The organism is Bacillus sp. SIMBA_005 (genome assembly GCF_046535585.1).
GTDB classification, from domain to species: Bacteria; Bacillota; Bacilli; order Bacillales; family Bacillaceae; genus Bacillus; species Bacillus pumilus.
This window is the reverse complement of record NZ_JAWRWI010000579.1, coordinates 1-264: the sequence shown is the minus strand read 5'-3', so window position 1 is coordinate 264 and position 264 is coordinate 1. Positions and strand designations below refer to the sequence as shown.

Genomic DNA, 264 nt, shown 5'->3' with positions numbered 1-264 from the left:
CGAGCAGAAGAGGCTAAGGTGCGTTCAAAGCTAGAGAGCTTAACACGAGGAAGTAATGCAGCCAAAATGCTTTCAGATGCAATTGTAACGATTCGTAACGACCGTTATGTGATTCCAGTTAAACAAGAATATCGCTATCACTATGGCGGCATTGTGCATGCCCAATCATCGTCGGGTAAAACGTTATTTATCGAACCAGATTCAGTTGTACAAGCGAATAATGAAATACATCGTCTCAAAATGAAAGAGCAAGTTGAAATTGAG

General features: G+C 40.9%; 1 pseudogene. It reads left to right on the top strand.

What is annotated here, in order from left to right:
* A pseudogene (locus SB660_RS21375) lies at positions 1-264 on the top strand (endonuclease MutS2); the annotation flags it as partial.